Below are 12,021 nucleotides of genomic sequence, written 5' to 3' on the forward strand. Positions count from 1 at the left end.
GTTCAGCAGCCGCAGGACCGCCGCCACACCCGCTGGTCGAGCCGCTCGTATCGGCAGCCCGGTGGGTGCTGCGGCGCTGGGTAGCCACCACGTGCCCAGCGCGGCCACGGCCACTCCGGCCGCGACGGGCGAGCTGGGTCTGATCCAGCAGGGCCGCGTTCGCGCCGGTCAGCACCCTTGCAGTGATGAACAGCAGGATGGCGCAGCACGCCGCGCAGGCAAGGGCGGCCAGCCCCGCCGGTGACGGCCGCGAGCGGCCGATTGCGCGAGAGGCCGCTGGCCTGCGGGCGACAGCGGTGATGATCGACACCCGGCTGTCAGGTCAACTCTGCCGAGCAACGCATCAGCGTCGGCTACAAACCAATCACCAATCCGGTCAAATCACGCGCCTGCGAACGCGTCATCCCCCTCGCCGAGGACACGGTCACCGTGCTTCGCGCCTACCGCGCTCGCCGCAACGGGTGGGAACTGGTCAGCGGCTCGGACTGTTCCGACACCGGGTTGTTCTTCGTCAGCCTCGACGGCAGACCCTGGCACTCCGAGGCGATCACTCAACGGTTCGACAACCTCGTCGCCGCCAGCGGCCTGTGAACGTCGCGCTGCCGACAATCGCCGGGAACTGTCAGTCGGCACCGACGGGCTGCAGTGGATGGCCAACGCCTATGTACTGGTGCTGGCCGGTTGATGTTCACCTGTGGCGCGCTCGGTTGTGGCGAGAGTTTGTCGACCCTGGTCAGCTCAGCAGCGACTCGAAGATGTCGCGGCCGAGTACGACGGCGGTGCCTTGGTCGAGGACGGTGGCGGCCAGCGTGGGATGCGCCGCCAGCCACGCCTGCGCGTTCTCGGCTGAGGCGAAGAAGTTGATGGTGGAGCAGCAGGTGTCCACCGAGCGGCCGGTCGCCCCGCTCGCCGCGTACACCACCACCGCCTCCGACGGTTGGTACGTGGCCGCACCTCCGGTGATGGTCACCTGGATCGGCTGTCCGGTGTATGGGTCGGTTGAGGTGATGACCGCGTCGGTGCTGAGCATGAACGGCATCCCCAACGCGTCGATCGCGCACATCGCGAACACGTCGACGTTACCCAGCGACACCACATGCGGGGTCGGGGTCGGCGAGAATGGGTAGGCGGCGACCAGGCGTCCGCGGCCGTCGACTGCGACAAGGTCGTTCGCCGCGAGTTCTCGCACCGCGACGGTCGAGTCCAGGCCGACCGCCTCGGCGGCCGAGCCGATGGCAACATGGGTGGGGGCGGCCCCGGTGGCGGCGAAGTCGCGGAGGATCGCCTGATACACCTGCCGCAGTCCGTTGGGCAGCCGCTCGGCACGGCGAGGCCGGTCGGTCTGGATGGCGTTGCCCGGCTGGGTGCAGCAATCGACCAGGTTCTGGTCAGTCGCGGCGGGAGCGGATTCGGCACCCATTGCCTGGCTCAGCGCAGCGCGGATGCGCTCGCCGGTGGGGAGATCCAGGCGACAGGCCGCCGGCCCGTCGCCGGTGCCGCCCATAACGTCCACGCCGTTGACCAGGATCGACGGCGACGGATAGTCGCCCACCACCTCCGTGACCACCGCAGGCAGCCCAAGGTCGGCCAGCGCGGCGTGCAGCTCCTCCCGAGCCGGGGCAAGATTCGGGCACTCCGCAACGGAACGGAGTTCAACGTTCACCCCACGAGGCAGAGCCGAGCCGACGAGGGCTTCGACGAAGCGGCCCGCGCCACCCACGGCCTGGTCGACAGGGAAAACGGCGATGTCGTCGCGTCCTTGGGCCTCAACCCAATGACGTGCCGCCCGCTCGGAGGGGAAGAACAGCTGGTGGTGGCAGTAGCTGGACAGCACTGCGGGAGCCGTGTCGCCCACACTATTGCCGGCAGCTCGCACGAAGGACACGACAGCGCCGTCGACGGAGATGCCCTCGATGCCGTTCGGTCCCATACGCAGGGAGATCGTCTGCCCGGTCGTCTCCAGCGACGACTGCACGTCGATGGCCTTGCCCAGCACCCGCGGCAGCCACAGGGTGTCCGGCGCGCACCAGGCGTACAACATCTGCCCGTCGACGGTCAGTCGGTGCGGGGACGGCACGTCGGGCAGCGACAGGCCCCAGAAGGCGATGATCCTGCCCTGGTCGTCCTGGAGGCGAGTGCCGGCCAGCACGCCATTGATAGCGGCGATCACCTGCTCTTCCGGCAGGTCGAGTCGCTCGGCCAGCGCTGCGACGGTGACCGGCGTGCCTTCGGCGAGCAGCCGCCACAGCCCGACCGCGATGCGAGCCTGCGCCGGATCAAGCACCGGCATGATCTTGACGTATTCCGCCAGGAGCTGGTCCAGCGCGCCAGCCTTGGTTCCTTCAGCATCTGCTGCGGTCATCACAGTCTCCTCCCAGCAGGCAGCCTCGATGGGCAAAATGCCACCCCGTGGCCGACATGGTGCTACCCGTAGCAGACTGGACCTTCCAGTGTAGGGGAAGGTCAAGGCGTGATGACAGGAGGTCACCGAATGCGGATCGGGGAACTGGCCGAGGCAACCGGCACCACGGCCAAGACGCTGCGCTTCTACGAAGCCAGCGGCCTGCTGCCACCCGCCGCACGTACCCGTGCCGGCTACCGCGACTACGGCGACGACGCGGTTGCCCGGCTCGACTTCATCCGTCGCGGCCGTGCCGCCGGACTCACCCTCGCCCAGATCCGCGACGTCCTCACCGTCCGCGACACCGGCCATGCCCCCTGCGGGCACGTACGTCAACTGCTCGCCGGACAGCTCGACGCCATCGACGCCCAGCTCGCCGACCTGCACGCGCTCCGCGCCACCGTCGCCCAGCTCCACGGCTCTGCCACCAACGCGGACCCGGACACCTGCCCACCCGAGCAGGTGTGCCGCTACCTGTAGCCGAGGGGTGTCGCAGGGCTTCAGACGTTGAGGGCCAGGGGCGGTCTCACGGAATCCGACGAGCTGCGGTCGTGCAGCAAGCAAGGTCCGTCTGGCCGTCGCGGCCGCTGTGGTGTCGCTGTCGGCTGGCCCACCACCATGCGGCAGCAGCCAGTGCGGTCAGGACGATGACCATGCCGGGCATCCACCGGCCGGCGATCGCCCAGCCAGCGCCGGACAGGACTCCGGCGGCCAGCAGCAGCGGGATGGCGCAGCACGCGGCGCCCGCAACACCGGCCAGCCCGGTCAGCCCGGACGGCAGCAGTTGGCGGGCGTGGTCCACGTGGCTCAGCATTCGGGTCTCCTCCGGGTAGGTGCGTGCGGGATCGGGCCGACCATGGGGTGCTGGTGTGCTGGTGGCTGTCAGGCACAGCAGGAGGTGGGTAGCTCGTTGCGGAAGAGCCCAGCGGCGATGCGAAGGCTCTCGGCCATCGTCAGGTAAGGAGCCCAGGTGTCGGCGATGTCGTCGACGGTCATGCCGGCCCGGATGGCGTAGGTGGCCGCAAGCATCAGCTCCCCTGCGCCTTCGGCGAGGGCGTGTACGCCGAGCAGCCGTCCGGTGCCGGCGTCGGCGACGAGTTTGACCGCGCCGCGGGTGTCCCGGTTGACCAGCGCCCGGGGCACGTCCGCCAGCCCGAGCACCCGGCACATGCAGTCGTGGCCGAGGGCCAGCGCCTCGGCTTCGGTGGGGCCGGCGGAGGCCAGCTGCGGGCGGGTGAACACCACGGACGGCAGGCCGCTGTAGTCCACCCGAGCCGGCCGGCTCCCGTCTGCTGCCAGGGCGTTGACCGCCACCGCGCGGCCGGCCGCAGCGGCGACGTAGATGTACTGCGGCGCGCCAGTCACCTCCCCCGCCGCATATACGCGAGGGTTGGAGGCGCCCTGCGCCTCGTCGACCATGACCAAACCGCGCTCGTCGGTGGTCACCCCGGCGGCGGCCAGGTCGAGGCCGTCGGTGCGGGCGCGCCGACCGGTGGCGATCAGCAGCCGCTGTCCGAGTAAGGGCCGGACAGCCGCGTGCGGTGCTCCGGGTGAGGCGGGCTCCGGGGTGCATCGCACGCGGCGCGGCCCCGCGAGCGACGCCCTACCTTGGTCGCGGCACCTTGTCTTGGAGCCGTCCACGCTTGGAGCTATTCGGCGGTTTCCCAGGCCAGCGCGTGGGGTCGTTGCCCGCCGCTGGTGAGGAACTGTCGTGCCGCTTGCCGGGCGGTCGCGTCGGTGAGGCGGGTGCGTTCGGGCCACGCGTCGGTGGGCGTGCCGGCGTAGTCGAAGGTGAACGCGGGCCCGGGTTCGAGGCCTGGCTGGTATCCCCAAGCGCTGCTGCCGTCGGCGGCGACGTGATAGGCGAACGACCGATCGGGGTGCCCGACGCAGATGTCGAGCATGACGGGAAACTCGCCTCCGCCGGGAGCGACGAGGGTGACGCAGTAGGGCAGCTGCTCGGTGTGGGCGTGGGTGATCGTGTCCAGCGTGGCGTCGAGTTCGGCAACGGTGCTGACCGACGCGGCGCCGTCGCCGCGCCTCCACGTGATGTCGATGCTCACCGCCGGATCCTTCATCGCGGTGCTCGCATCCTACGGTTCTTGGACCTCATTGACCTCTCGGTACACGAGTGCCTCAAGCGCGTCCCGGAAGGCACCGAAGTCGTTGATTGGCTCGGTCGGGTCCTCGTCGAGTTCGAAGTCGCGTCGCATCGTCCGGATATGACTCTTCAGTTCCTCGGCATCGACGGAGTTGTCAAGGGCGGCTTCGGCCTCCTCGAGCAGCAGCGTGGCCTGTGCCCTGTCGGCGGTGGTGGGATGGTCCAGCAGGAACGACCGCTTAATGCGTTTGATCTTGGCGCTGGTCTTCTCGGTGGTGATCTCCCGCATGGCCTGGCGCTGTCTGCGACCGAGCTCACGGAACAGGACCCGGAAGTTTGCGTCCAGAACCTCGGCCGCGGCAGTGAGAGTGCTGTCTTCACGCACTGCCTGAAGAACGCTACGGGCGAAGCCAACTTTGTCTAAATGGAATCCCGGGAGCTTCGCCGTGGCGGCCTGCTCCAGCGCGTCGTGGGTGCCCGAACAGCCCTCGAAGTTCACGTCTTTCGGCTTGAGGGTGCCGATCTTGGCTGCCTCGGTGGGGTCGAGGAACTCGTTGGCGTAGCGTTTGACGGCTTCGATGCAGATCGGCAGTGGAATGAGGTCCTCAATGGCGACTACGCCAGCCGGGAGGGTGCTGACCAGAGCATCGGTTGGGAGATCACCCAGCTGCAGGACATACCTGGCATCGATCACCGGTTTGCCGTTGGGGCCCTTCTTAAGTGCCTTCACCGCTTGGTCTCCGGAGGCGTCGCTGTCGAGCAAGACGATCACGGCGGGTCGGTCCACGTCACGGCCCCGCGCTAGGTACACCAGGTAGGGGATGTGCGGCGCGGACCCGGCCGGTACGAGCGTCACGGCGTTGAGATCGAGGCTGTCCGTCGACGCGGTCCTCTGTCGGCGCAGCCGCGCCGACATGCCGGCCAGCATGACCTGGTCAGACATGCCCTCCAGCATCAAGTTGCAGTTGCTGATGAACGTGGTCTCCGCCACGAACCCGCCGAACGCCGAGCGCAGCGGTTCGTAATGGTTACGAGCCGCGTTGCGCACCACGCGGGTGCCCTCGTCGCCTTCACCTTTCTCCAGGACGCGGATCCGATCACCATGGTTCTTGTCAATGAGGAACGGGGAGTGCGTGACGTAGACGACCTGGCAGGCCGTGCGGGTCGGGTCCTGCGGGTGGGCGAAGTCCTCGAAGATTCGCAGCAGGTCCTGTTGTCCTGTGCTGGACAGGTAGGCGTCCGGTTCGTCCATCAGAAGCACTTCGCGAGCGCCTGACTTGGGTGGTTCGTGCGAGAGGTACTGCACGAAATAGCTCAGGAAGTACTTCAAGCCCCCGCTGCGCTCGTCTGCGGAGTATTCCGTGCCAGTCCGGTCGCGGATGGTAAACACCAGGTCTTGGTCGCGTAGGGTCACCAAGAGTTGGAAGTGCAGGTCCTGTGACCACCACTTCGGGAAATTCAGCGCTCCGGAGAGCCCACGGTTGATCCGCTCCACGATGCCGTTCGCGAAGCCGTCCTTGCCTTCCTCGACAGCGTTGAGGAGTTCCTGGAAGGCGGTCCGATCGATTCCAGCGACCTTGAGCAACAGGTCGTCGGCGAGAGCGAGCTGCTTGTCGTGCTCGGCATCCTGGGTGTTCGCGGTGGAAAACGCGCTGATGAGCGTCGGTGTGGCCGCCGAGACGCCTTCGGCCGAGCCGAACCAGGACGGCCCGTTCTCCAGAATTTGGTTCACAAAGTCCAGACGGGTCTTTCGGGGACTGGTCCGCAAAGAACGCTCGGCGTCAGCCAGATACTTGATCGGAACACTCTGTGGCAGCGCGACTGTCGCGTCGATCTCGAACGGCTGCGGGAGGAGTGCGTCGAGGAGCTTCTTGTCTTTGACGGGATATTTGGCCCAGTCGTCGCCCTGCCGGACGTACACGACGGGGTCCTTCCCACCGATCCGGAACATCCAGAAAGTCTCGGTGCCGTCGTCGAGCTTCGTCTTGCATGCCTTCGCCAGCGTCTCCAGGTCGGTGGGACCCAGGTGCTTGAACTCGAGCCCGAAGTCGGGGAACGCCATCGCCTTCTTCACAGCAAAAAACTGGGAGTATCGGCAGAAGTCGCCCCGCTCAATCCCCTTCCCGGTGAGCCCGTGCTTGATCGCCGTCAGCAACTGGCTCTTACCCGACTCGTTCGCTCCCACCACAGTGCTGACGTCGCGCTCCAGCGACACCTTGACGAACGGATACTGCAGCCCGTCGGGTTCAAGCACATCCCACGGATGGGGCTCGAACTCACGGTGTGCCTTCCGTAGATAGTCAAAGTTGAACGAGCGAAAAAAACGGATGTAGGCCGCAGAGATGAACACCTATGGCCCCTCTCAGTCCGGGCGGCTACGCGTGACGACCGGTCATGTTACTGGGGAGGTACGACAGCGCACCCCCTCCTGGAGGTGTCGGTAGTGGAGGTCGCGGCTCACGGCGCGCGTCAAATCGGCGATGGAAGTTGGGCGGCGGAGGCAGGCCGGCGCTCATCTCCTGAGCCGGGCACCGACCCATGGGTGCTCGCGCACTGCCAACCACAGGAGATCGAAGATCCTCTCGGTTCACGTGGGCATGAGCTGTCGGACGGTGTCGACACCGGGGCGGCAACTCGTTTAACGGAGGACTCGCCGGGGTCAGACACCGGCTGGCAGGTCGGACCGTCGCGGCCGCAGTCAGGGGCATCCGGTCTGGCAGCGCGCGAATATCATGTCCACCGTGACCGACGGTACGACCCCTTACCCGCAGAGGCACGACACTTTCCGTCGGCTGCTGGAGATGGCCTTTGGTGCGTTAGCGGACACCGATCCGGTTGTAGTGACTACGAACGACCAGATGGCCATACGTCTGAACCATGAGTGGCGGTCGTACTCCGCCGGATCCCCAGGCGGACTACCGGACATCGCGACCAGCATGCTCCGGACGGCCCCAGTGCTCTTGATTCCGCCGTGGGAACGAGTATCCGGACCTTCGGCGGCTGCCGCGGAAGGTTCCTTGCGGTCAATTCACGAGATCGCCGTAGCCGGAATCCGGCCGGAGGGTAGCGCCGCCTTGCTGGCGGCCTTGCTGCCGACCAGCGCTCTCACCTCTCCCGGCTGCCGGAGGTTCCGCGAAATCGTTGGTCACTCCTGGCAGCCGTGCGTAGTTATCTTCGCATCAGCCATATTCGCCGGAGTGCATGAGCTGTTCGACACGGCTGCGGTGTTCTGGCGACCGCGCTCGCTGGCAGGTCAGCCCCTCAAGCTCTTCAGGTTTCCAAGGCACGAGGACGAGAAGGCGGTGGAGAGCGACTTCCGCGGGCTCGTCGGCCGTGCTAACGGCACGGGAAAGTTCGGCTACGTCCTGCCCAGCCCTCCGGAGCCAGGTGAAAGCCTTTCCATGGAACTGCACCATCCCGTCACCACCGCTCGCTGGTCGAAACTGAACGTGTGGGGCGCGACAGTCCCTCTGAAGGATCTGTTCGAGATTCCGGCACCGGCTCTTCATCTGCATTCGGATCGCCATTTGCTTCGTGATCAGCGGCAGGATGAAACTGTGCGGGTCGTGGCGGGGCGAGACCTGAGGCACGACGGCACGTTAGCTGGCCCCGACGACTCCTCCAGGTGGGCCATGGTTCCCCCGGATCGGCAATTGCGAGCGGGAGATCTTCTGCTTCGGCGAAGGTTCTCACCACATGCGCGAGGCAATCTGGTCGTCGCGGAAGTGGCCGCCGATGACTTGCCCTTGGCCGCGGACGACAGCGTGGTGACGCTTCGCGCCGACGGGCGCCTGGGAGGTCCGCAGCGCCTCGTTGCTGTTCTGTTCCTCCGTTCGCCGCTCGTCCGTGCGTGGGCCGTCGGACTCTCGGTCGCCAGTCTCGCCCCGTCGGTTCTGGGAGATCTGCCCATCCCGCAGCCCGATGCGGCGCTGGCCGTGACGATCGAGGGGCTTGAAGCCGCAAGATCACAGTTGGAGAGCTGGAGGTGCGAGTCTGAGGCGTTGCTCGCATCCGTTTTCGAGGATGAAAGCGCCATCACCGCGAGGCGTCGCATCCTGGAGTCTGGGCGGCAGCTGCGCATGCGGGTGGACGCAGCGACGTTGCTGGACGACTTCAGCCATCGGGTGCGCACCCGCTATCCGCACCCGATCGCCTACCGGTGGAGCGAGATGCAGGTCCACCTCTCCAGGGGTGCCCATGAGGCGGCCTACGAAGCCATTCTGGAGACCGCTGAGGTGTTGCTGTGTTACACCGCGCTCGCTGTCCTGTCGCTATCTCGCGATGCAGGTCTTCGCCTGGGCGCGGTCGACGGCATCCGGAGGAGGCTGTCAAGGGGAGGAAGCAACGGGCCCGGCTTCGGGGACTGGGCTGCCATCCTAAAGGAGGCAGCAGAGAGCAAGGCGTTCCGGCGCACCCCCGACGGAGACCCGCTCAATGACTTCAGCCGTATTTTCTCCACTCCGGAGGCGGCGTCTGCCCTCCAGCGCCTGGCCGGACGACGCAACGCCAAGTCTCATCTCCGACGTGTCGACGCCATTGACCTTCCGTCCGCCATCGAGGAAGCGCATGCTGATCTGACGACCCTGCTGGAACACGCGTCGGTCCTTGCGGACCTACCCCTGGTACAAGTCACAAGCGTTCGCTGGGACACACTGCAGAGAACCGCCCAGGTGGATTACCAGGAGCTCACGGGCGACAACGCGCTGGTGCCGGGTCAACAGCGACCTTATGCAAACAGTGATCTGGAGGTCGGCAGCCTGTACCTAGTGCTCTGACCACAAACGTTGGCCGGGATGGTCATGCGGCTCGGCTGGCGGGTTGGCCCCAGCGGCGGTGTCGTTCGCTGCGGATGCGGGCGCGGTGGCGGCGTTGGGCGGCCATGACGTCGGGGTGGCGGGCGTTGGCGTTGCGCCAGCGCAGGTAGGCGTGCAGGCCGCGGGCCAGGACGGTGTGGTTGGGGTGGTCGGAGCCGGCGATAACGAAGGTGCGCAGCGGCCCGAAGTGCGCCTCGATCGGGTTGGCCCAGGAGGCGTAGGTCGGGGTGAAACACAACTCGACCTTGTTCCGGGCCGCCCACCGTCGGATCGCGAAGCCCTTATGGGCGGACAGGTTGTCCAAGATGATGTAGATCGGGGCGCCGTCAGGGCGGGCGGCCCGGATCGACTTGAGTGCGGCGAGGGTGTTCGCCGCCGATTTCTGGGTGCGGACCACACCCCAGAGGGTGTCGTCGCCGATCGAGTAGCAGCCGTGGAACTGCCGCACGCCGTGCAGCTTGTGGTAGTTCGCCGGGAGCCTGCGTGGGCGGCTTTTCGGCTGCCAGCCGACGCCACCGTGCGGGCGGATCGTCAGCGGCCCGAACTCATCGAACGCGAACGTGCGGTGCGGGAAGTGCTCAATCACATGCTCGATACGGGCCAGCTTCTGCTCCCGCTGGGGGTCCGTGGACTCCTTCCACGTCTTCGTGCGTTGGAAGGTGATCTGGTGGCGGCGCAGCACCTGCCGTAGCCGTTCCCGCCCGATGATCACCTTCCGATCGGGGTTGTCAGCGAGGTATTCGGCGAGCTTGCGCACGCTCCAGCAGGTGAACGGCCGTCCCAGCTTGGCGGGACGGGTGTTGGCCGTCGCGACGATGAACGCCTCGTCGTCGCTACTGATCCGGCGGGGACGGCCACCCGCCCACTGAGGGTCCAGGCTGGCCATCCCCATCTCGTTGAACCGGTGGATCACCTGCCGAACGGAGTCTTCGTCGGCCTGCACGAGCCGGGCAATGACCGGCACACTGTTGCCGCCAGCTGAGGCGAGCACGACCATCGCTCGGCGCAGCCGCACGACCGAGCCGGTGCCCCGACGCACCAGACGCTGCAGCCGTTGACCCTCTTGATCACTTAATCGACGTACCCGAACCGGCTCTGCCACCCCGACAGCCTGACGGCCTCACGCCGGCCCAGCCCTTCACTCAGGCCGGCGTGTCACCAACACCGCCAACGTTTGTGGTCAGAGCACTAGCGAACGAGGACGGGCGACTGCATCTACTGCGCCCCTTCCTGCTTCGACGCCGCTGTCCCGTGTGCCGCAGCTGGGAGACATTTCACGTCGACAGCACCCCAGACGGCTCGACCGTGACAGTCAAGAGCCTGGAACGCGGCCATACTGACACGGACCCAGCACTGCGGCAGGTGCTTAAGCATGTGGGTATCGTCGAATAGTTGCTAGAGGCCGCCTAGAACAAGCCCTGGCGTCTGCCGGCACATCCTGAACGGCAGCCCCCGTTACGTACGCCGCTGCCCGATGCCCATCTGCGCGAGATCGACGCCTTCCGTCGCGTCGCCCTCGGCAAGCCGTGGCAACTCATCACGACATGAGGAAGCCGCGACGGTGAGTGCCTCGGTCAGCCACAGGGAGAGCAGCATGTCAGAGTGCGATCCATCGGCTGCGCGATGCCGCTGATCGAGATCCAGGCACAGTCACGTCAAGGGTGTGAGCCCAGTCCCGGCATGGTTGGTGTCTCTGTCGGCTATCCGCCAAGCACTGGCGAGCAGTGGCTTCTCGTAGTGCGATGACCACGTGGGGCGGGCACTAGGGCCTGTGTCGAAGTCGGTCACAGCCACTCGTTGATCGCGGCGATGTGCACGGTGGCTTCGTAGCGGACGGCGAGTTTGTCGAAGCGGGTCGCTACGGCCCGGTTGCGTTTGAGCCGGTTGATGCCGCACTCCACGGCGTGACGCTGCTTGTATCGCTCGGGATCGAAGGCCGGTGGCCGGCCGCCCTTGGACCCCTTCTTGCGTCGGTTGGCGTCTTGGTCGGCTTTCGAGGGGATGGTCGCGGTGATGCCGCGTCGGCGCAGGTAGCGGCGGTTGGCCTTCGACGTGTACGCCTTGTCGGCCAGGACCCGGTCCGGGCGGGTCCTGGCCGGCCGGCGCCGAGACGGGGCACTCGGATCCCGTCGAGCACGGCCATGAACTGCGGGCTGTCCCCGCGCTGCCCAGCGGTCAACACGATCGACAACGGCTTCTGCCCCTGCTCGCAGGCCAGGTGCAGCTTCGTGGTCAGCCCACCCCGCGACCGACCGAGCGCGTGATCGATCGGCTCAACCGTGACCCCGCCCGGCGGCTCGGCCTGAAGATCCCCCTTTTACGCGCCCCGGCGGCGTGCTGATGCGCGCGGGAGACCGTCGAGTCCACCGACACGTCCCAGACCACACGTCCGGCCGAGTCAGCCAGGGCCTGCAACACGGTCAGGATCTTCGCCCAGGTCCCGTCACGCTGCCAACGCCGGAACAGCCCGTACGCCGCGGCCCAGGATCCGTAGCACTCCGGAACGTCCCGCCACGGGGCACCGACCCGTGTCCGCCACCGGATCCCATCAATGAGCTGCCGTTTCGTCCATGTCGACGGCCGACCTGGCCTACGCCCCACAGGCAGCAGCGGCTCCAGCGCCGCCCACTCTGCGTCGGTCAGGTCGTGCCGCCTCGCCACCGCTAGGGTGTCCACGAGGTCTCCGGTGTTCGGGTTCTGCTTGG

The 12,021-nt window shown here is 66.9% G+C and carries 10 protein-coding genes and 1 pseudogene; 3 read left to right on the forward strand and 8 right to left on the reverse strand.

Annotation, left to right across the window (positions count from 1 at the left end; all coding sequences use genetic code 11):
- Nucleotides 1-429: 429 nt before the first annotated feature.
- Nucleotides 430-591, forward strand: a complete 162-nt coding sequence (locus O7617_RS23605) for a hypothetical protein (RefSeq protein WP_282258204.1) — start codon at nt 430-432, stop codon at nt 589-591.
- Nucleotides 592-733: 142 nt separating this feature from the next.
- Here the strand turns inward: O7617_RS23605 and merB are convergent, their stop codons facing one another.
- Nucleotides 734-2,467: an organomercurial lyase gene (merB, locus tag O7617_RS23610; RefSeq protein WP_282258206.1), complete on the reverse strand. Its 1,734-nt coding sequence runs from the start codon at nt 2,465-2,467 to the stop codon at nt 734-736.
- 24 nt (nt 2,468-2,491) lie between these two features.
- Here merB and O7617_RS23615 point away from each other — a divergent pair, with 24 nt between their 5' ends.
- Complete coding sequence (locus O7617_RS23615) at nt 2,492-2,881, forward strand: heavy metal-responsive transcriptional regulator (RefSeq protein WP_282258207.1); 390 nt, start codon at nt 2,492-2,494, stop codon at nt 2,879-2,881.
- 46 nt (nt 2,882-2,927) lie between these two features.
- Here the strand turns inward: O7617_RS23615 and O7617_RS23620 are convergent, their stop codons facing one another.
- The 4 genes from O7617_RS23620 to O7617_RS23635 all read right to left on the reverse strand — a co-directional run bounded on the left by O7617_RS23620 (nt 2,928) and on the right by O7617_RS23635 (nt 6,852).
- Nucleotides 2,928-3,215, reverse strand: a complete 288-nt coding sequence (locus O7617_RS23620) for a hypothetical protein (RefSeq protein ID WP_282258208.1) — start codon at nt 3,213-3,215, stop codon at nt 2,928-2,930.
- A gap of 68 nt (nt 3,216-3,283) precedes the next feature.
- Nucleotides 3,284-3,979: an FAD-dependent oxidoreductase gene (locus O7617_RS23625; RefSeq protein WP_282258210.1), complete on the reverse strand. Its 696-nt coding sequence runs from the start codon at nt 3,977-3,979 to the stop codon at nt 3,284-3,286.
- A gap of 71 nt (nt 3,980-4,050) precedes the next feature.
- Nucleotides 4,051-4,464, reverse strand: coding sequence for an Imm1 family immunity protein (locus O7617_RS23630; protein WP_282258211.1), 414 nt, complete (start codon nt 4,462-4,464; stop codon nt 4,051-4,053).
- A 30-nt stretch (nt 4,465-4,494) separates the two neighbouring features.
- The gene (locus O7617_RS23635) at nt 4,495-6,852 is read right to left on the reverse strand and encodes an AAA family ATPase (RefSeq protein ID WP_282258213.1); all 2,358 of its coding nucleotides are present in this window, start codon (nt 6,850-6,852) and stop codon (nt 4,495-4,497) included.
- Nucleotides 6,853-7,699: 847 nt separating this feature from the next.
- Between O7617_RS23635 and O7617_RS23640 the strand changes: the two genes are divergently transcribed.
- Nucleotides 7,700-9,277 (forward strand): hypothetical protein, encoded by a 1,578-nt coding sequence (locus O7617_RS23640; protein WP_282258215.1) that lies wholly within the window; start codon nt 7,700-7,702, stop codon nt 9,275-9,277.
- A gap of 22 nt (nt 9,278-9,299) precedes the next feature.
- Here the strand turns inward: O7617_RS23640 and O7617_RS23645 are convergent, their stop codons facing one another.
- The 3 genes and pseudogenes from O7617_RS23645 to O7617_RS23655 form a co-directional block, all read right to left on the reverse strand.
- On the reverse strand, nt 9,300-10,418 hold the full coding sequence (locus O7617_RS23645) for an IS630 family transposase (protein ID WP_282258217.1): 1,119 nt from the start codon (nt 10,416-10,418) through the stop codon (nt 9,300-9,302).
- Nucleotides 10,419-10,771: 353 nt separating this feature from the next.
- On the reverse strand, nt 10,772-10,912 hold the full coding sequence (locus tag O7617_RS23650; RefSeq protein ID WP_282258218.1) for a hypothetical protein: 141 nt from the start codon (nt 10,910-10,912) through the stop codon (nt 10,772-10,774).
- A 188-nt stretch (nt 10,913-11,100) separates the two neighbouring features.
- Nucleotides 11,101-11,992: pseudogene (locus O7617_RS23655) on the reverse strand (IS5 family transposase).
- Between the last annotated feature and the right edge of the window lie 29 nt (nt 11,993-12,021).

It is taken from the genome of Micromonospora sp. WMMD1155, assembly GCF_029581275.1.
In the GTDB taxonomy this organism is placed as follows: domain Bacteria; phylum Actinomycetota; class Actinomycetes; order Mycobacteriales; family Micromonosporaceae; genus Micromonospora.

Excerpts from the sequence above, each read along its gene's own strand:
- O7617_RS23615 (WP_282258207.1), top strand. The coding sequence starts at position 2,492 with ATGCGGATCGGGGAACTGGCCGAGGCAACCGGCACCACGGCCAAGACG.
- O7617_RS23620 (WP_282258208.1), bottom strand. The coding sequence starts at position 3,215 with ATGCTGAGCCACGTGGACCACGCCCGCCAACTGCTGCCGTCCGGGCTG.
- O7617_RS23650 (WP_282258218.1), bottom strand. The coding sequence starts at position 10,912 with ATGCTGCTCTCCCTGTGGCTGACCGAGGCACTCACCGTCGCGGCTTCC.